Annotated in this window: 15 protein-coding genes; 10 read left to right on the forward strand and 5 right to left on the reverse strand. The window is 71.4% G+C overall.

The features are described from left to right. Window positions 1–6: 6 nt before the first annotated feature. Together AB0I94_RS04600 and AB0I94_RS04605 are read left to right on the forward strand one after the other, a co-directional pair. Window positions 7–2,499 carry a LuxR C-terminal-related transcriptional regulator gene (locus AB0I94_RS04600; protein WP_363307932.1) on the forward strand — a complete coding sequence of 831 codons (2,493 nt, stop codon included), beginning with the start codon at window positions 7–9 and terminating at the stop codon, window positions 2,497–2,499. Next, window positions 2,499–3,236 carry a 4'-phosphopantetheinyl transferase superfamily protein gene (locus tag AB0I94_RS04605; protein WP_363307933.1) on the forward strand — a complete coding sequence of 246 codons (738 nt, stop codon included), beginning with the start codon at window positions 2,499–2,501 and terminating at the stop codon, window positions 3,234–3,236. The genes AB0I94_RS04600 and AB0I94_RS04605 overlap by 1 nt, the downstream gene beginning before the upstream one ends. A 267-nt stretch (window positions 3,237–3,503) precedes the next feature. On the opposite strand, the gene AB0I94_RS04610 is transcribed toward AB0I94_RS04605, so the two are convergent. The 5 genes from AB0I94_RS04610 to AB0I94_RS04630 form a co-directional block, all read right to left on the reverse strand. Continuing rightward, window positions 3,504–3,998, reverse strand: coding sequence for a hypothetical protein (locus AB0I94_RS04610; protein ID WP_363307934.1), 495 nt, complete (start codon window positions 3,996–3,998; stop codon window positions 3,504–3,506). Between the two features lie 90 nt (window positions 3,999–4,088). Next, window positions 4,089–5,285 (reverse strand): FAD-dependent oxidoreductase, encoded by a 1,197-nt coding sequence (locus AB0I94_RS04615; RefSeq protein WP_363307935.1) that lies wholly within the window; start codon window positions 5,283–5,285, stop codon window positions 4,089–4,091. Between the two features lie 151 nt (window positions 5,286–5,436). Then, window positions 5,437–6,462 carry a 3-oxoacyl-[acyl-carrier-protein] synthase III C-terminal domain-containing protein gene (locus tag AB0I94_RS04620; RefSeq protein WP_363307936.1) on the reverse strand — a complete coding sequence of 342 codons (1,026 nt, stop codon included), beginning with the start codon at window positions 6,460–6,462 and terminating at the stop codon, window positions 5,437–5,439. Then, window positions 6,459–7,139 carry an SRPBCC family protein gene (locus AB0I94_RS04625; RefSeq protein WP_363307937.1) on the reverse strand — a complete coding sequence of 227 codons (681 nt, stop codon included), beginning with the start codon at window positions 7,137–7,139 and terminating at the stop codon, window positions 6,459–6,461. The genes AB0I94_RS04620 and AB0I94_RS04625 overlap by 4 nt, the downstream gene beginning before the upstream one ends. Beyond that, window positions 7,136–8,890, reverse strand: coding sequence for a thiamine pyrophosphate-binding protein (locus tag AB0I94_RS04630; protein ID WP_363307938.1), 1,755 nt, complete (start codon window positions 8,888–8,890; stop codon window positions 7,136–7,138). Before AB0I94_RS04630 ends, AB0I94_RS04625 begins: the two co-directional genes overlap by 4 nt. Before the next feature lie 204 nt (window positions 8,891–9,094). Between AB0I94_RS04630 and AB0I94_RS04635 the strand changes: the two genes are divergently transcribed. From AB0I94_RS04635 to AB0I94_RS04670, 8 genes are all read left to right on the forward strand, one after another. Further along, complete coding sequence (locus tag AB0I94_RS04635) at window positions 9,095–9,343, forward strand: acyl carrier protein (RefSeq protein ID WP_363307939.1); 249 nt, start codon at window positions 9,095–9,097, stop codon at window positions 9,341–9,343. Continuing rightward, entirely contained in the window at window positions 9,340–10,233 is an 894-nt protein-coding gene (locus AB0I94_RS04640) for a cyclopropane-fatty-acyl-phospholipid synthase family protein (protein WP_363307940.1), read from the forward strand. Before AB0I94_RS04635 ends, AB0I94_RS04640 begins: the two co-directional genes overlap by 4 nt. Window positions 10,234–10,235: 2 nt before the next feature. Further along, a complete protein-coding gene (locus AB0I94_RS04645) occupies window positions 10,236–11,561 on the forward strand; it encodes an FAD-binding oxidoreductase (protein WP_363307941.1) in 1,326 nt (441 codons plus the stop codon). Beyond that, on the forward strand, window positions 11,558–12,574 hold the full coding sequence (locus tag AB0I94_RS04650) for an SDR family oxidoreductase (protein ID WP_363307942.1): 1,017 nt from the start codon (window positions 11,558–11,560) through the stop codon (window positions 12,572–12,574). Before AB0I94_RS04645 ends, AB0I94_RS04650 begins: the two co-directional genes overlap by 4 nt. Before the next feature lie 21 nt (window positions 12,575–12,595). Continuing rightward, window positions 12,596–13,555, forward strand: coding sequence for an SDR family NAD(P)-dependent oxidoreductase (locus tag AB0I94_RS04655; protein ID WP_363307943.1), 960 nt, complete (start codon window positions 12,596–12,598; stop codon window positions 13,553–13,555). A gap of 65 nt (window positions 13,556–13,620) precedes the next feature. Next, complete coding sequence (locus AB0I94_RS04660; protein ID WP_363307944.1) at window positions 13,621–15,099, forward strand: MFS transporter; 1,479 nt, start codon at window positions 13,621–13,623, stop codon at window positions 15,097–15,099. A gap of 63 nt (window positions 15,100–15,162) precedes the next feature. Continuing rightward, a complete protein-coding gene (locus tag AB0I94_RS04665) occupies window positions 15,163–16,173 on the forward strand; it encodes an acyl-CoA desaturase (protein WP_363307945.1) in 1,011 nt (336 codons plus the stop codon). A 2-nt stretch (window positions 16,174–16,175) separates the two neighbouring features. Continuing rightward, window positions 16,176–17,825 (forward strand): AMP-binding protein, encoded by a 1,650-nt coding sequence (locus AB0I94_RS04670; protein WP_363307946.1) that lies wholly within the window; start codon window positions 16,176–16,178, stop codon window positions 17,823–17,825. Window positions 17,826–17,871: the final 46 nt, after the last annotated feature.

The raw sequence follows: 17,871 nt of genomic DNA on the forward strand, positions 1-17,871 counted from the left end.
AGCGGAATGTTTGCACCAGAGCGGGAGTACGGGGTCGTGATCCCGGCCGCGCCGGGGGGCGGCGGTGTGGCGGCGGAAGCCGAGACCGAGCGCCTGATGGACCACGGTTTCGGCAGAATCCGCGGCAGGGAAAGTGAACTAGCCCTGCTGGAGCGGTTGTTGGCCAGGCCTCACGAACGCCTGGTCACGCTGACCGGGCCCGCCGGAGTGGGCAAGAGCCATCTGGCCCACGCGGCGCTGATCGCACGGACACGGGCCGGTGGCGCGCCCCTGCTCTGGACGGACCTCGCCGAGTCGGCCGGGGCCGGAGCGGTCTGGTCGAGCGTCGGCGTCGATACGGCCAGGGCGGCGGCGGCTCGTATCGGTACGCGCCAGACGCTGCTGGTCCTCGACAACTGTGACCCGGTGGCCGCGCGCGTGGCACTGGACATCTCCGCCCTGCTCAGGGCCTGTCCGCGGCTGAAGATCCTGGTCACGAGCCGGGTTTCCCTCGACATCCGGGCCGAACGCGTCCTGGTGACGGAGCCGCTGCCGACCGGCGTGGGCTCACCGGCCGAGGAGCTCTTCACCGATCACGTGAGCCCCCGGTACCGCGCCGGACTCGACGGTGCCCAGGCGCAGTCGGCGGTGACGGAGCTGTGCCGGGAACTCGACGGCATCCCGCTGGCCATCGAACTGGCGGCGGAGGCCGTCGGCACCGAGGGCCCCCGGGCCGTCCTCGACAGGTTGAGCAGGGGCGAGCCCATCGGCCGGCGCAGGCTGCGGGACGCGTCGGCCCGGCACGACGGCATCGGCAGCGCCCTTGGCTGGGCCGCGCAGGGCCTGAGCCCCGCCGACCGTGCACTCCTCGCCAGGCTCTCCGTGCACGAGGGGCCACTCGGCCTGGCGGAGGTACGCCGGGCGGCGGGTGCGGGTGCGGGTGCGGGTGCGGGTGCGGGTGCGGGTGCGGGTGCGGGCGCGGGTGCGGGCGCGGGCACGGGCCGGGCGGATGCGGGCCAGGCGGGCACGGGCCAGGCGGGCACGGGCCGGGCGGATGCGGGGCAGATGGGAGCCGGCCAGGCGGATGCGGTGGCCGGGATCGAGTCCCTGGTCCATCAGAGCCTGCTGCTCAGCGGTCGCGGCCCGGACGGCGAGCCGGAGTTCCGGCTGCCGCGCATGGCGCGCGCCCACTACCGCCAGGCCCTGGCCGACGATCCTGACGCGCTGGCCGGCGCCCTGGACCAGCACGCGGCGCACTGCACGGCCTTCGCCGCCGTGCTCGCGGACGGGCTGCGTTCGGGGCGCGACATGGGACAGCTCCTCATGGCCGTCGAGACCCGGCTGCCCGACCTGCGCAAGGCCACGGGCCATCTGCGCTCGCGCGGGGACCACGCGGGAGTGCTGCGCGTGCTGACCGCGCTGGAGGGCCCGCTGCTCGGCCACGGGCTCGACCTCGACGCGGTGGGCACCATGGAGGACTCCGCCGCCGCGTGTTCCGACGGCGCCCTGGCCGCCGAAGCACTGATGGCCGTGGCCCGCTGGGCCCTCGGCCGGGACGAGCGACAGCGTGCCGAGGCGGCGCTCGACCGGGCGGCCGTCGCCGCCGCCGAACTCCCGGTCGTGCGGGCGCGGGTGGCGGCGCACACCGGGGAGTTGCTGCGCCGCAGGGGCGAGACGGCGGGCGCGGGCGCGCTGCTCGAATCCGCGCTCGGGGAACTCGACGACGCGGGGGACGTGTATGGCGCGGCCCTGGCCCGGCGCTCGCAGTCGCTGCTGCGCGCCGGACACGGTGACCCGGACGCGGAACGCCCGGCGCTGCGAGCGCTGGCCGAACTGCCCTGCACGCCGCTGGAGTCGCAACCCAGGGCCGCTGAATTCTGGCACGACCCGTGGTCCCCGGTCGTGGTCCGCGCCGCCCTGCTCAACGCGCTCGCCCGGGTACGCCGACTGCTCGGCCGCTCCCCGGAGGCGTACGTGAACGTGCGCGAGTCGATCCGCCTCCTGATGGGCACGAGCGGCCCCGCGGAGGCGGCCGAGGCCCTGGAGACGATGGCGATCGTCTCCGCGGGGCCGGGGAACGAGGAGCACAGGGAGGCGCTCTCCCAGGTCCTGGCCCACGCCGAGGCCCTGCGCCGGCAGCATGGGCTGGTCTCCGAGGAGGGCATCGCGCTGCGGGCCGTGGCCGACCGGCTGCACCAGGGCTTCGATCCGGCCGCACTGCGCAGGCTCCGGCTGGAGGCCCGCCAGGTCTCGCCGCACAGCGCCCTGATCGCGGGCCTGTTCGCGCCCGCGCCCAAGGAGGAACCGCCCTCGCAGGCCGAGCCCGCCGCCCCGCACGGACTCACGCCACGGCAGCACGAGGTCGCGCTGCTCGTCACCGAGGGAATGACCAACCGGCAGATCGGCAGGCAGCTCGGCATCTCGGAGTGGACCGTGACCAACCATCTGCGCGTGGTGATGCAGAAGCTGGAGTGCGGCTCCCGGGTGCACGTCGTACGCGCCATGCAGCGGGCCGGGTGATGAGCGGGGCCGGGCGCGCGGGCGTCCACGTCTGGGCCGGGCAGGTGCCCGACACGGTGGCCGACCAGGACGTGGCGCTCCTGGACGACCGGGAGCGGCGCCGGTTCGACGGGTTCAAGGACGAGGTGACGCGGGCCCGGTACGCGGGTGCCCGAGCCGAGATCCGGCGCACGGTCGCGCGATGGCACGGCGTAGGGCCGACCGCGGTGCACTGGGGCGTCGCGCGCTGCCCGGGCTGCGGGAGCCGGGACCACGGCCCGCCGTACCTCCGCCTGCCGCGCTCCGAGTGGCGGACGAGTGTGTCGCGCTCCGGGGAGTGGTGGATGCTCGCCTTGTCGTACGGGGCGCCCGTCGGCGTCGACTTGGAGCGCCGGAGCGCTTTCGATGCCGAGGCGGTGGTCCGCCGGGCCCTCACGCCGGAGGAACGGGCCCATGTCGCGACCGCCGGGGAGGGCACGGAGCGGGACGACGCCCTGATGCGCTGCTGGGTGCGGAAGGAGGCGGTGGTCAAGGCCTGGGGGGTCGGCCTCGGGACGGACCTCGCCGGGGTGGCGGTGCGGCCGTGGGAGGAGTCGGCGGTCGTGGAGCGGGCGGGCAGGGAGGGCGCGGAACGCTGGGCGGTGCGTGAGGTGAGCGTGGGGGAGAGCTGCGTGGCCGCGCTGGCCCGCCCCGCGGATGTCACGGCCCCGGTCGTGGTGCACGGGGCCGACGGCGGGCGGACAGCCGCGAAGGCCTGACTGTGCGCACAGTCAGGCCTCCGGGAGTGCGGTGCTCGGCGACCGGGTGGTGGGCCGGTCGGATCACGTGACGATCCGGCGGGTGGCTGGTCGAGCGGTGATCCGGCCGATGACGGGTCGGAAGCCGACGGCCGTGGCAGTCCGGAGCCCCGACCAGCCACCCACCGCGTCCTTCTGACGTGAGCACCGGCCGACAGGATCGGCCGGTGGCCGGTCGGCAGACCCCCGGTCACCGGCCTGCCCAGGGGACGACGGGCTGCGAATCGGTCAGAAGACGATCGGGCCCGGCGTCTGCTTCGAGACGGCCTTGCACGTGTTGCCGGTGCCGAGGATGTTGAGGCTCAGCGAGGCGTCGCCGGATCCCGCGGCCGGGATGTACGAGTCGAGGCTGTCGCCCGCGGACACCGCACCGGTCAGCGCGCCGATGGTCACCGGCTGCCCGGCGGCGGCCGCGTCGTTGGCGGTGCCGGTGAAGTCCACCGTGCCGCCGTCGGCGCGCTCCAGACGCAGCGTGGCGGTGATCGAGTTCGCCGGGATGTCGACCGGGGCCAGACCGCTGCTGGTGGAGATCTTGACGGAGCCGACGCCGTCCGCGGCCGAGGCCTCGATCGTCAGGTCGGAGACGCCGTAGCTGCCGCAGTCGTACGACGCCGTCACGGTCTGGGAGGCGGCGGGGGCCGCGGCGGAGGGGGCGGCGAGGGCGATGCCCCCGGCGAACAGGGCGGCGGTGGCAACGGTGCTGGCCTTGATGAAGTGACGCACAGTCAGAATCCTTCTGTCGCGGTTGAGTTCGAATCTGTGAATGGGTGGGTGGACGGGTGGTGCAGGCGGACGGCCGGTGGGCCGTCCGGGTCATAGGGGGTGGCGCTCGGCCACCGGGATCTTCACGGTCGGCGGATGCCAGTCGGCGATTCCGTCGAAGCCGCGCAGGAGCAGGCCGGGGACGGCCTTCGAAGCGGCCCTGAACACCGCGTCGCGCGTGGCGACGGCCGCCCGGGAGCGCAGCGACGTCAGCTTCAGGATGCGTTCCGCGCGCCGCACCATCGCGGTCGTACGCGGCCTGCGGTCGTGGTCGTACGCGGCGAGCGCGGACAGCGGATCTCTGCCCGGCACGGCGTGATGGGCGAGGACCACGCCGTCCTCGATCGCCATGTTGGCGCCCTGCCCCAGGGTCGGCACCATGGCGTGGGCCGCGTCTCCGAGGAGTGTGCTGCGCCCCCGGTGGAACGAGTCGAGCGGCACGGCCATGTGGTGGACGTCGTGGCGCAGGATGTCCTGGTCGTCGACCGAGCCGAGCAGGGCCGGCACGGGGTCGTGCCAGTCGCCGAAAAGCCTGAGCAGTTCGGCCTTCTCGCCGTCGGGGGAGCGGCCGCCCTCCTGGGTCGCGGCGCAGGCGTAGATGAACACACTGTCCGGGTCCCGGATCAGGCTGCCCCAGACCAGACCGGCACCCCACGACTCGTGCGGCACGAAGGCGGGTCCCGGCGTCGGCGCGAGGATGCGCCAGACGGTCCAGCCGCCGTAGGCGGGGCCGGGGTGGCCGGGGAAGAGGATGGCGCGCGTCTTGGAGTGCACGCCGTCGGCGGCGACGACGAGATCCGCCTCGTACATCCCCTGAGGGGTGCTGACGTGCGCCATGCGGTCGGCCGATCCCGCGTCCGTGAGGTAGGCCGCCTCGCCGGTGTGCAGGACGCCGTCGGGCAGCCGGTCGACGATCAGGTCGACCAGGTCGCTGCGGCGCAGCACCACCAGCGGGCCGCCGAACCGGGCCGTGACGGCCGAGCTGTGCGTGCGGGTCAGCGGGCGGCCCCGCGGATCACACATCAGGCCGTCGCCCTGCCACGCCGCAAGGGCGGTGACCTCGTCGCCGAGGTCGAGGGCGGCGAGCGCGCGCTGTGCGTTGGGGGCCAGGGTCAGGGCGGCCCCGATCGGGGCCAGGGTGGGGGCACGTTCCAGGACGGTGGTGTCCCAGCCGCGTCGGTACAGGGCGAGAGCGGTGGTCAGACCACCGATGCCGGCACCGATGACGACGGCTTTGGGGCGGGTCATGGACTCTCCTTGTGAGTCAGGGTGAGTCAGGGTGAGTCGAGGTGAGCCGGGGCGAGTCGGGCCGCGTCGCGGTGAGTCGCGGTGAGTCGGGCGAGTGGCCGTGAGCTGCGGGCGGACCGGGGGCGGCGCGAACCGCCCCCGGGCCCGTGGGTCAACCCCGCGCACCTCCCGCCCGCCAGTGCACGGCAGCGGCTCCCGCGAAGTCCCCGGCATGGGCGAAGCCCGCCAGCATCAGCAGGCTGCCGTCCTCGACCCGGCCCTCGCGGATTCCGTGGTCGAGAGTGATGGGGACGGCCGCGCCGAAGAGGTTCCCGAACCGGTCGAAGGTGTCCAGATGGCGGTCGGGGCCGATGGAGAGCCGCTCCTGCCACTGCTTCAGGAACATCCGGTTGGGCTGGTTGGTGATCAGCAGATCCAGGTCGTCGGTCTTGAGGTCGAGCGACTCGCAGACCCGGTTCACCACCTCGGGCACCAGGCGGTTGCCGCGCTCGACGATGTCGGCGACCTTGTCGGGCGTGAACCCGACGTGCATCTGACTGGCTCCCGCCTCCCAGTACTTGCGCCCGTCGTGCAGCGCGAGGCCACAGTCCCGGGTGTACTCGCCGTGGTTGGCGACCTCGATGCCGAGGATCGGCGACTCGTCGGACGCCGCCACATAGGCGGCGCCGCAGCCGTCACCGGGGATGACGGCCTCGGGCAGCCTGCGTACGTCGGGCTGCGTCATCACCGGGCCCGCGCTGTTCTGCACGTTGAAGAGCAGCGCGGACCTGGCCTGCCCGGAGCCGATCAACGCACGGGCCAGGCGCAGCAGATGGACGAAGGACGCACAGCCGCCGTTGTGGGCGTCGAGCACCCAGTCGGCCTTGACGCCGAGCCGGTGGGCGACCTCGGCCCCCGGCCCCGTGAACGGCACCTCCGGGAGCAGTGAGTTGGTGATCACCACGTCGACGGCGCGCAGGGCGTCGTCCCCGATCCGGTCCCGCAGGGCGAGACCGGCCTTCTCCATCATGTCCGCGGGCGTCTCGTCCCTGGACACCTGGTGCCGGGTGCGCGGCGCCTTGAACATCGTGTGCCCGGCCAGGTCGGCCGCGCCTTCCTGGTGTTCGAGGAAGTACTCCGTGCCCACCGGCTCACCGGGCAGGTAGGAGGCGAGTTCGAGCAGACTGACGGCTCTCATGCGCCGGTGCTGCCGTTGCGCAGCTCCAGGATCTTCTTCATGTTGTCGATCTCTATCTGGTGACCGGCGTAGAAGAGGTTCCACATGTCGCCGACCCACGGGCGCTCGGGGCTCGACGCGAGCTCCGGGTGCGGGTTCTTGTCGTAGTACGGGTGACGGCAGTTGGTCCAGATGACCACGGAGCCGGGCTTGTTGAGGACGGTCTGCGCGTCGATGATCCGGTGGATGTAGACCATCCACAGCTCCTCGCCCTGGTCCCAGGCGCACTTCATGTCGACGGTGAGGGCGCGCGGGTCGCCGTCGATCCGCAGGAAGATCTTGGTCTCGTCGTCGAGGAGGGTGTCGCGGCCCTGGTAGAGGCCGGGGGTGTCGGTGGGCGCGAAGTCGCGGGTGCTGTAGGTGTACTCGTTCAGGTTGCGCTCGTTGGTGAGGTAGTCGTAGACGTCCTGCGGCGGCGCGTCGATGTACTGGTGGACGGTGACGAACTTCCCGTACACCTCGTCGTACGTGAACGACTCCTTGGTCATCTGCGCGGCCTGCGCCAGGGCTTCCTCGCGCGGCGTGGTCTCCCAGCGGAGCAGACCGGGGACGTCCTTGAGGTCGGCGGGGATCGGCTCCGGCGCGACGTAGTCGGCGGTGGCGCTGGTGGTGTCCGTGTTCGTGAGGGCGGTGGTCATCCTGGTACGACTCCTTGGTTGATGGGCCGGCTCTTTCCGACGGCCATGGCGTGCTGCTGGAAGGGACGGAAGGGAGGCATCTCGGTGGGGTCGGTCTCGACGCAGATCAGTGCGGGCGAGCCGGTGGTCTCGGCGCGGGCGAGCGCGGCGCGCAGCTCGTCCGCGGTGGTGGCGGTCACCGCGTCCAGGCCGGGGAACATCGCGGCGGCGCCTTCGCCGATCCGGGCCGGGCGGAAGAGGTTGTAGGTGTAGTCGCCGGAGAAGAAGAGCTGCTCGCGGGTGTGGCACATGCCGTGCGAGTTGTTGTTGAAGATCACGAAGGTGACCGGAAGCCGGTGCTCGACCGCCGTGTGCACCTCCATGCCGTGCATGAAGAACGCCCCGTCACCGGCGAACACACAGGTGCGCCTGCCGGTGGCGAACGCGGCGCCGATGCCGGCCCCGAAGCTGTGGCCCATGCCGCCCATGCCCATGGCGACGATGAACCGGCCGCCGACGGGCACCCCGACGTGGTGGATCACGGTGGCGCCGGTGTTGCCCGCGTCGCTCACCACGGTGGCCCCTTCGGGCAGCACGGCGCCGACGACGCTCGCGGCGGTACGCATGTCCAGCGGGCCCGAGTGCGCGAGACCACCGGGAGGCGGTGGCGCGATCCCGGCCGCGGGGGGCCGGACGTCCTGCCCGGGGGTCACCGACGCCGGAGCTCCCGCGCCCCCGCCCGTCAACTCCTGCGCCAGTACGGCCATTTCCTCGCCCAGCGGCCCGGTGAGGCGCACCAGGTCCTCGTGCGGTTCCAGGAACGGCGGCCGAGGGTCGAGGCAGACCACCGGCGAGCCCTTGAGGTGGTCGTGCAGTCCGGCGCCCGCCATCTGCGGCAGCCGGGTGCCGGCGAGCACCACGGCGGACGCCTGCTCCAGGGCTTCCTGCACGTCCGCGGTGCCGATGACCCCGGCGATTCCCAGGTGACGCGGATCGCGGTCGTCGAAGACGTCCTTGGCGTCCGGGGCCACGGCCACCCGTGCCCCCAGCGCCTCGACGAGCCGGGCGAGCTGGGGCCGCGCGTCCGCCCTCGCCACCGCCTCACCCGCGACCACCACCACGCCCTGCCGCTCCCCGGCCGATCGCAACAGGGCCACGGCCCGCTCGCGTTCGGCCGCCGACGAGAGCTCACGGACGGCGATCTCGGGTGGCCCAGGAGCGTCCCAGGCGGGAAGCAGGGCCTGCTGCACGTCCTTGGGCAGCAGGAGCACGGCCGGCCCTGGCGCCGCCGGGTCGAGCGCCGCCGCGAGGGCTCGCGGCAGCGACTCGGTGATGGACTGCGGGTCCTCGACGCGTACGCAGTGCACGGCGATCTCGCCGAACAGCCGCTCCGCGTCGATGGACCCGGCGAGCCCGCTGGTCTCCTGGAAGGAACCGTGCCCGTCCAGTGAGGTGGGCGGCTGCCCGATCAGGACGAGGGCGGGCACGTAGGAGGCCCTGAGTTCGGCGATCCCGGGGACCAGGTTCATGGCCCCGGCGCCCGAGGTGGCGGCTATCACCGGTACGCGCTGGGAGGCGCGGTGATATCCGTCCGCCATGGTGGCGGCCGAGAACTCGTGTTTGGCGACCACCCCAAGCGGGCCGGATTCCGCGTGCTGGATCGCATCGTAGAGATCTTCGATATTGGCGCCACCGACTCCGAATACATGCCCGACGTCCTGCCGGCGAAGAAAGTCGACGATGAAGTCGACCACGCGGAATTGGTTTCTCATGGACCGTCCCTCTTTCCAGGCGGTGGTCCAGCTATTGCAGGCCTTCCGGTCCACCACGGACAAGTGGCACGTCCCTGCCAGCCGGGCGGGACAGGGCATGGCAGGGATCTGCCATACCGCTCTGTCATGTCCGGGGAGGCCGACCGTAGTTAGGTTCTGGTCAATCACTCACCGCACATCGCACCGACCGGAAGGAACACCATCGTGATCACCGTGGAAACCGTCTGCGCCCTCATAGCGAAGAAGCTCGGCAACAAGGCCTCCGGCCTCACGCTCGGCGCCGACACGGCCTTCGACTCGGTGGGCCTTTCGAGCCTGCAGATCGCCGACATCGTCTACACCGTCGAGGACGACGCGGAGATCGAGCTCGACCCGAGCCAGGCGGCGAACGTGAAGACCGTCGGCGACCTGGTCAAGCTGGTCGAGTCCACGCAGACCGCGGCCGCCGCATGAGCACCGCCGCCTACCAGGGCGCCACGGCCGAGGCGATCAGGCACCACTACGACGTCTCCAACGACTTCTACGGCCTGTGGCTGGACGGTTCGCTCACCTACACCTGCGCCCTGTGGGACGAGTCGGGCGCAGAACTGGCGGGAATTCAGGACGACTTGGAGGCGGCACAGGTCCGCAAGCTGGACTACCTCATCGAGGGGGCCAGGGCGGCGGGCGCCGGCCGGGTCCTGGACGTCGGCTGCGGCTGGGGGAGCCTCCTCAAGCGCCTCACCGGGATCTACGGCGTGCAGCACGCCACGGGGCTCACCCTCAGCGACAGCCAGGCCGAACTGGTCAGGGCGTCCGGGATCGCGCGCACCGAGATCCGGGTGGAGAACTGGCTGAACCACGAGCCGACGGAGGGCTACGACGCGATCATCTCGATCGGCGCCTTCGAGCACTTCGCCAGGACCGGGCTCTCCAGGGCCGAACGCATCGCGGCCTACCGCGAGTTCTTCGAGCGCTGCTACGAATGGCTGCCCTCGCACGGCCGCATCGCCCTGCAGACGAACATCAAGGGCAACAACACCGTGATGGACAAGGCCACCGTGCGTGAGCTCATGTTCATCATCGAGACCATTTTCCCGGAATCGGAGATCCCGGCGCTCTCCGAAGTCATCGAATCCAGCGAAAAGCTCTTCGATGTGGTGTCCCTGCGCAACGACCCGGACCACTACAGCCGTACCTGCGGGGAATGGCTGCGGCGACTCCAGGAGAACAGGGAAGCCGCCGTACGCATCTCGGGCGAGGACAACGTCGTCAATTACGAGAACTATCTCGGCGCGAGCGTGCGGCACTTCAAGAACCGTCACCTGGGCCTCGCGAGGATCATTCTCGAAAAGGGGCGTTGAGAGTGACCACACGAAAGAACGTCGTCTATTGGCACGAGACGGAGTCCGTCACGCCCGAACCCCCGCTGCGGGACGACGTCGACTGCGACATCGCCATCGTCGGCGGTGGCTACACCGGCCTGTGGGCCGCGCACTTCCTGAAGGAGGCCGAGCCCGCCCTCGACATCCGCATCGTCGAGGCCAAGCACTCCGGCTACGGCGCTTCGGGCCGCGCGGACGGCTTCGTCACCCCGACCATCGGCAAGGACATCCAGGCCCTGGTCGAGGAGTTCGGCACCCGCCGCGCCCTGGAGGCCTCGCAGGCCGTCGGGCGTTCCATCCTGGAGATCGGCCGCTTCACGCGCCGCAACAAGATCGACGCGGAGTACGAGGCCAATGACTACCTGATGGTCGCCACCGACCAGGCCCAGCTGCGCCGCCTGCGCGCCGACCGGGAGCTCGCGACCACCATCGCGGGCCGCGAGCAGCCCGAGCTCCTGTCGGGCGGCCAGGCACGGGAGCTGATCGGCTCACCCGCCATCGTGGGCGCCATGCGCACCGGCGGCGCCCTGGTCAACCCGTTCCGCCTGGCCCGCGGTGTGGCCCGGGTCGTCAAGGAGCGCGGGGTGACCGTCTACGAGAACACCCCGGTCCTGCGCGTCGACCCCGGGGCGCGGCCCACGGTCGTCACCCCCGGCGGCCGGATCAGGGCCGACAAGGTGATCATCGCGGCCAACGCGCACCAGTTCACCTTCAAGGAGTTCCGCAACAAGACCGTGCCCATCTGGAGCTACGCGATGGTGAGCGAACCGCTCACCGACGAGCAGCTGGGCCGTATCGCCTGGGCGGGCCGCGAGGGTCTCGTCGAGGCGAAGACCTTCCTGACGTGCGCCCGCTTCACCGCCGACAACCGTCTGATGTGGGCGGGCGGTCCCGCCCTCTACTTCTACGGCCGCGACATGCGCCGGCGCCGCATGAACGACCAGCGGGCCTACCGCGAGCTGCACAAGGAGTTCGGACGGTTCTTCCCCATGTGGCGGGACGTCAAGTTCACCTACACCTACGGCGGCACCGTCGACGTCACCCGTGACTACGCACCGCACTTCGGGTCACTGCCCGGCGGCAACGTCTTCTACGGCTACGGCTTCAACGGCAACGGCATCGCCGCCACGCACACCGGCGGCAAGGTCCTGCGCGACCTCGTCCTCGGCAAGGACTCCGAGTACGCGCGGCTCCTGTACGTGGACGACAAGCACCGCAAGCAGCGCGACTTCCCGCCCGAGCCGTTCCTCTACGTCGGGGCCCGCGCCACCACACGGCTGATGGAGTGGAAGGAGTCCCGGGCATGAGCGAGCGACGCACCGTACTGCTCACCGGCGCGTCCGGCGTCGTGGGCCGCGCCATCCTGGAGGAGATGCCGGGCCGACCGATCCGGCTCATCTCCATGGCGAGGCCCGGCGGTGTGGCCCTGCCGGCCGGGACCGAGCACGTACTCGACGCCGATCTGGCCGAGCCGCGTTTCGGCCTCGACGAGGACAGCTACCGGGCCCTCGCCCGGGACGTGGACACCGTCATCCACTCGGCGGGCCTCACCGAGTGGGGACTGCCGGACGAGCGCTACAAGCCGGTGAACGTGGACGGCACCCGCCGCGTCATCGAGTTCGCGGAACTCTCGGGCGCCACCGTGCACTTCATGAGCACCGCGTTCGTGGCGGCGCTCTCGGCGAGCGCCCCGTACAAGCTCAGCGACACCAACGTCACCACCAACTACGTGCGCTCCAAGCTCCGTTCGGAGCAGCTCCTGCGGGACAGCGGCCTCCCGCACACCGTGTTCCGGCCGACCAACCTGATCGGCGACTCCCGGACCGGCTGGACCTCACGGGGCCAGATCGTGCAGCTGATGTCCGACTGGATCTGCCGCGGCCGGGCGCCCTTCATCCCCGTGCACGAGGGCAACCGCATCGACATCGTCCCGCAGGACCTGCTCGCCAAGGCGGTGCTCGCGGCCGTCGAACTCGGCGACACCAGCGGCGAGTTCTGGGTGACGTACGGCGACGAGGCCATGGACATGGAGGCCGCCATCGACGTGTGCGCCAAGCACGCGGCGGGCCTCGGCCGCACCCTCACCCCGCCCCCTGTCACCGACCCCGACGCCCTCGACCCCGAGGAGCTGCACCGGTTGCCGCCGCTGGCCCGCTCGTACCTCTCCGTCCTGCGGGACGTCAGCGAGGTGACCCGCTGCGGCGGCGGGGTCCTGCCCACGTCGATGCCGGAACTGCGCGAGCGCTACCAGGTCCCCTTCGTCCACGACACGGACGCCTACCAGCGGACGCTCGAATACGCCTCCGCCCACCTCAGCTAGCCAGTCAGAAAGGACGCCACCGTGGACGCCGTGAACCCCGTCAACCCCGTGACCCCCGTGAGCGAGGAGTGGAAGCCCCCGCGGCTCGACACAACCGTCGCCGTGGTCACCGGCGCCAGCAGGGGCGTGGGCCGCGGCATCGCCCTCGCCCTCGGCAGCGCCGGCGCGACGGTGTACGTCACCGGGCGCAGCACCCGCACCGAGGGCCGCACCGAAGGCCTGCCCGGCACGGTCGACGACACCGCGGACGAGGTCACCGCCCGCGGCGGCACCGGCATCGCCGTGCGCTGCGACCACCGGTCGACCGAGGACAACCAGGCGCTCACGGACCGCGTCAGGGGCGACTACGGCAAACTGGACCTCCTCGTGAACAACGCGTGGGCGGGTTACGAGCGTTCGAGCGACGTGCGCTTCGACGCCCCGTACTGGGACCAGCCGATGTGGCGCTACGAACTCTGCGAGGGATCGTTGCGTGCCCAGTACGACATCACGCGGCTGCTCACCCCGCTGATGTTCGGGAAGGACGACGGGAAGACCGGACTGATCGTCGGTATCGGCTTCACCGACGGCGACACCTACCTGGGCCAGGCGGCGTACGACGTCTTCAAGTCCGCCAACGACCGGCTCAGCAAGGCGTTCGCGGCCGACCTGCGCAAGAAGAAGATCGCCGCGCTCTCCCTGCACCCGGGCTTCGTCCGCACCGAGCGGGTCGAGGCGGCCTGGGAGGCCTTGGGCGACGGCCCCGCCGCGGTGGTCCACTCGCCGGAGTACGTGGGCCGCGCGATCAACGCGCTCGCCGCGGACCCCGACGTGCTGAGCCGCTCCGGCCAGGTGCTCTCCACCGGTGATCTGGCCGACGAGTACGGCTTCAGCGACGTCGACGGCCGACGCCTGCCCGCCTTCCGCCTGGAGGGCCGGATGAGCCTGGCCACGCGCATGGACCGCCTCAACCGGGTCGTCGCGCAGGCCGCGGCCTCCTGACCCTCCCGGACACAGAAGCACCCCACGCAGCACCCCCACACAGCTTGGCGAACAGGAGAAGGCATATGGGCAGGGGAACCGCCTCGTCCACCGCGGCAGCCGAGAGCGGCGGCGCGGCAACCAGGGCGGCAGGGCTCGCGCTCGCGGTGACCTGCGGCGCACAGTTCATGGTCATCATCGACGACACGGTCGTCGCCATGGCGCTGCCGTCGATCCGCACCACCCTCGACTTCGACCGGGCCTCACTGGCCTGGGTCGTCGACGCCTACATGCTGCTGTTCGGCGGCTTCCTGGTGCTCGGCGGCCGCTGCGCCGACCTCTTCGGCAGACGGCGGGTGTTCCTCACCGGCCTCGCGGTCTTCACGGCCGCCTCGCTCGCCTGCGGCCTGGCCAACTCGCCCGAGATGCTGATCGTGTCGCGCGGCGCCCAGGGTTTCGGTGCCGCGCTGCTCAGCCCGGCCGCCCTGTCCATCCTGATCACGGTCTTCACCGAGGCGAGGGAGCGCCGCAAGGCGCTCGGCATCTGGGGCGGGCTCACCGGGATCTCCGGGGTCTCCGGCGTGCTGCTCGGCGGGATCGTCACCGATCTCATCGACTGGCGCTGGGTGTTCTTCATCAACATCCCGGTCGGCGTCCTCCTCTTCGCCCTCGCCCTGAAGCCCGCGCTCGCCGACCGCGAGGACGGCGCCCCGGGCAAGCGGCCCGCGACGGACGGCATGGGAGCCGTCCTCATCACCGGCGGTCTGCTGCTGTTCGTCTACACCGTGATCAGCACCAACCACCGCCCCTGGGGCTCCGCCGCCACCATCGCCGGGCTCATCGGCTCCGTCCTGCTCCTTGTGGCGTTCGTCATCAGGGAACAGCGCGCTCCCGAGCCGCTGATCCGCCTCGGGATCTTCGCGAGCCGGCAGATCTCCGCGGCCAACGTCATCATGCTGCTCGCCGCATCGGGCCTGTACGGGATCTTCTTCTTCCTGACCCAGTACATGCAGAACCTCCTGGACTGGTCCCCGCTGCGCGCCGGAGTGTCCTGGGCTCCCTTCGGCGTCACCATGGCGGTCTTCTCCGGCATCGCGATCCAGCTGCTGCCCAAGCTCGGCAGCCGCATCCTGTGCCTGATCGGCCTCGCGTCCGCCACCGCCGGGCTCGGCCTGCTGCTCAATGCCCCGCTCAAGGCCTCGTACGCCACCGACATCCTGCCCACGCTGCTGCTCTGCGCGGCCGGTTACGGCCTGGCCATGGTGCCGCTCGTGGTGGCCGCCGTCAGCGGTGTGCCGAAGGCGGACTCGGGCGCGGCGTCCGGGGTGCTCAACACCGGCCAGCAGATCGGCGGCGCCATCGGCCTCGCGGTCCTCGCCACCCTGGCGAGCAGCCGCCTGGACGACGAGATCGCATCCGGCGCGGCCATGCCGGACGCCCTCCTGACGAGTTTCCACACCGTGTTCCTCGTCGGGACGGTGCTCACCGGATGCGCCGCGCTGCTCTCCTTCGTTCTGCCCGCCCTCCGCACCGAGTTCGACCCGGAGACCACCTCGGGTGTCTGACGCCGAGGGTGTCCGACGCCCCGGGCCTCCGGCCCCGAAGACCAACGAAAGCAAGGGGAAGAAATGGACGGCAAGGAACACCGCTGGTACATGCTCACGGCCTCTTTGGTGCCGCTGTTCGCACTCGGCGCCGCCATGGTCCTGGCCTGGAACCACATCTTCGGCTGGACCGACGTCCTGGTCACGGTCGTGATGTACGTCATCTCCGGGATCGGCATATCCACCGGCTACCACCGCATGCTGACCCACCGCTCGTTCGAGACGTACAAGCCGGTCCGCGTCGCCCTCGCCACGGCGGGCGTACTCGCCGGACAGGGCCCGCCGATCATCTGGGCGGCCCACCACCGCAAGCACCACCGCGTCGCCGACAAGGAAGGCGACCCGCACAGCCCGCACCTGGGATTCGAGCCCGGCTTCAAGGGCGCGATGGCCGGCATGTGGCACGCCCACCTCGGCTGGCTCTTCGACACAAACCTCAGCTCCGATCCGATCCGCTACTGCCCCGACCTGGTCAGGGAGAAGCCGCTGCGCTGGCTCAGTGAGAACTTCGTGGCCGTCGTCGCCGCCGGTGTCGTCCTGCCCGGTCTGCTCGCCTTCGCCATCACCGGCGGCTCCGTCCAGGCGCTGTTCACGGGCATGCTGTGGGGCGGTCTCGTGCGGATCTTCCTCATCAATCACATGACGTACGCGGTGAACTCCATCGGCCACTACTTCGGCCGCCGCCGCTTCACCACCACCGACCACTCCCGCAACGTCGCCTGGCTGGCCATACCCTCCTTCGGCGAGGCCTGGCACAACAACCACCACGCCTTCCCGCGGTCCGCACGGCACGGCATGAAGTGGTACGAGGTCGACCTCTCCGCGATCTTCATCTGGAGCCTGGAGAAGACCCGCCTCGCCTGGAAGGTCATCCGGATCGACACCGAGCGGATGACGATGCGCGAGGCCGGCGTGAGCCGCGTCAACGGCACCAAGCTCAGCCAGGAGGAACTCCTGGTCAGCCAGCAGCGGATCGCGCCCATGGCGGACCGTTCGCGCGGCGGAAACGATCTCTCCCTCGTGGATGTGGAGTGACCATGGCAACCACCGACGCCGGACTCTGGGACCTCCTCCTGCGCGACGATTCCCACGGAGTACTGCACCACTGGCAGGAGGACGACGGCTTTGGGCACACCCCGTGGAGCGAGGTCGTCGCCGACGCCCACGGCATGGCCACGACCCTGCGCGCCGCCGGAGTCACGCCCGGCAGCCGGGTCGCCACCGTCCTGACCAACTCGGCGCACACCCTGCGCGGGCTCCTCGCGGTCTGGCTGGCGGGCGGGGCCGTCGCCTCGTTCCCGCTGCCCGCCCGTGGCCAGAGCCCGCAGGAGTACGGCGCCCAGCTGAGCGTGCTCACCGAGCGGCTCGGCCCCACGGTGCTCCTGATCGACGAGGGCCTCGCGCCGCTCGTCCCCGTGGAGCTCGCCGCCCGGTTCCCGGTGCTCAACTGGACGTCCCTGTACGGGGATCACCGCATCGACCCGACGCCGCCAGGCCCCGAGGACACCGCCTTCATCCAGTACTCGTCAGGCAGCACCAGCCTGCCCAAGGGATGCGAGCTCAGCACCCGGGCCATCGGCACCCACCTGCACATGCTGCACGAGATGACCGGCGGGCGCCCCGGCGCCGAGACGATCGCCTCCTGGCTGCCGCTCTCGCACGACATGGGCATCTTCGGCACCATGCTGCACGCCTGGGCCTTCGACTACGACTTCGTCCTGTCGTCGCCCGAGCGGTTCGGCATGGCACCGCGCACCTGGTTCCGCGACATGTCCGAGTACGGCGCCACCATGACCGCGGGCACCAACACCGCCCTGCACCTGGCCGCCCGCGCCCAGGGCCGCAACCAGCTGCCCAAGCCGCTCGCCCTGAAGGTCTGCGTGGTGGGGGCGGAACGCGTCGACTGGGAGACCCTGGAGGCCACCGTCGCCGCGTTCGGCCCCTCGGGCTTCTCGGCCACGGCGTTCATGCCCGCGTACGGAATGGCCGAGGCGACCCTCGCGGTCTCCTGCTCCCCGCTCGGCGAGGACCCCGTCACCCGCAGCTTCGACGGTCCCGCGCTGCTCGACGGCCGCATCGTCGAGGTCCCCGAGGACGCGCCGGGCGCCACCCGGCTCGTCTCCAACGGGCCTCCGCTGCCCGGAGTCACGGTGACGACCAAGGAACCGGACCGCGTCTCCGAACTCCGCGTCGACTCGCCGAGTCTGGCCTCCGGTTACCTCAACGACGCCGACCGCACCGCCGAGCGGTTCCACGACGGCGTCCTGCACACCGGTGACCTGGGATTCGTGCACGACGGAGAGGTGTACTTCGTCGGCAGGGCCGACGACCTGATCTCGGTGGGCGGACGCAACGTCTACACCAGCGAGATCGAATCCGCGGTCGAGGCGATGGGCCCGGTCCGCAAGGGCTGCTCGGCGCTCGTCGACATGGCCGGCGGGGGCGTCTCCAAGCTGGTGCTCCTGCTCGAACCCAAGCGCAGCAGCGCCGACTTCGAGCTCATCGCCGACCAGGCCGCAGCCGTGGCCAGGGAGAAGTCGGGCATCGCGCTCTCCGAGTGCGTCTTCGTGGAACGCGGCCATCTGCCGCGGACACCGAGCGGCAAGATCCAGCGCTTCCGCTGCCGGGCCCTGCTCGGCGGGGAGGCCGATCAGCTGCAGACCATAGCGCGCGTCCAACTGGGCTGACCGGGCCGGCCGTGCGGCCGGCCGGGGTGGCGACACCGTACGAGAA

Source organism: Streptomyces sp. NPDC050147 (assembly GCF_040660195.1).
Lineage (GTDB): Bacteria > Actinomycetota > Actinomycetes > Streptomycetales > Streptomycetaceae > Streptomyces.